The organism is Paraburkholderia franconis, from assembly GCF_009362735.1.
Lineage (GTDB): Bacteria > Pseudomonadota > Gammaproteobacteria > Burkholderiales > Burkholderiaceae > Paraburkholderia > Paraburkholderia franconis.
Genome location: NZ_WHNP01000226.1, coordinates 1 through 1,180, shown reverse-complemented (window position 1 = coordinate 1,180; position 1,180 = coordinate 1). Strand labels below are relative to the sequence as shown.

Genomic DNA, 1,180 nt, shown 5'->3' with positions numbered 1-1,180 from the left:
ACCGTCGCGGACGCGCAGCGCCTGAAAGAACTGGAGCAGGAGAACAACAGGCTCAAGCGCCTGTTGGCAGAGTCGATGCTCGACAATGCCGCGCTGAAGGACCTGCTGTCGCGAAAGTAGCAAGCCCGCAAGCCAAACGCGAGGCGGTCGGGATATTGATGACCGAACGCGCGATGGGTGTCACCCGGGCTTGCGGGCTGGTAGGAATTTCGCGTTCACTGTTCCGTTACGAATCGCGCCGCACCGACGACGCGGAACTGACGGACAGGATGATGGCAATCGCCGCGCAGAAACGTCGRTACGGCTACCGCCGTATTCATGTGCTGTTGCGTCGCGAAGGCTGGCTGGTTAACCATAAGCGGACATGGCGTCTGTATAGCAAGGCAGGGTTGAGCGTGCGTAAGCGCAGACGCAAGCGCATTGCCGCCGTCGAGCGAAAGCCGCTGCCGGTGCCGACAGGCCCGAACCAGAGCTGGTCGATGGATTTTGTTTCTGATGGACTGGCTTACGGCCAGCGGTTTCGCTGCCTGAATGTGGTCGACGACTACACGCGGGAATGTCTGGCTATCGAGGTCGACACTTCACTGCCGGGTCTACGCGTAAAGCACGTGTTGCAACGGTTAGGCGAGATGCGTGGATTGCCTGCATCCATCACGGTAGACAACGGCCCGGAATTCGCGGGCAAGGTGCTGGATGCATGGGCTTACGAAGCCGGCGTTACGCTGTCGTTCATTCGGCCAGGCAAGCCCGTCGAGAACGCGTACATCGAGAGCTTCAACGGACGCTTCCGTGACGAATGCCTGAATGAGCACTGGTTTGTCTCGATGCGTCACGCCAGACGCCTGATTGAAGAATGGAGAAACGAGTACAACACCGAACGGCCGTAAGCGCCCGGCAATGTCGCCTTGAACCAGCGTGTTAGGGAAGCGACGATCGTGTCCACCAATTCTTTAAATGGACACGTGTACGCTATGAACGAGAATGAAGCCGGTTCTGAGGTGGTACAGCCGATACGGCGCCGCCGTCGCCACAGCAAGGAGTTCAAGGAGAAGGTGATCCGTGCGGCGATGCAGCCGAACGTGTCGATCGCCGCGGTCGCGCTGCATTACCAGTTGAATGCGAATTTGCTGCGTCGATGGGTGGCCGCGCAGGAGGAGCAGGACGCCGCGCGGGAGGCTCG

General features: G+C 59.8%; 2 protein-coding genes. Both read left to right on the top strand.

Annotation, left to right across the window (positions count from 1 at the left end; all coding sequences use genetic code 11):
- Window positions 1-887: IS3 family transposase (locus GCT13_RS47805; protein ID WP_152768444.1), on the top strand; the 887-nt coding region annotated here is incomplete at its 5' end.
- 84 nt (window positions 888-971) lie between these two features.
- A partial coding sequence (locus GCT13_RS47800; protein WP_227747265.1) for a transposase occupies window positions 972-1,180 on the top strand: 209 nt, incomplete at its 3' end.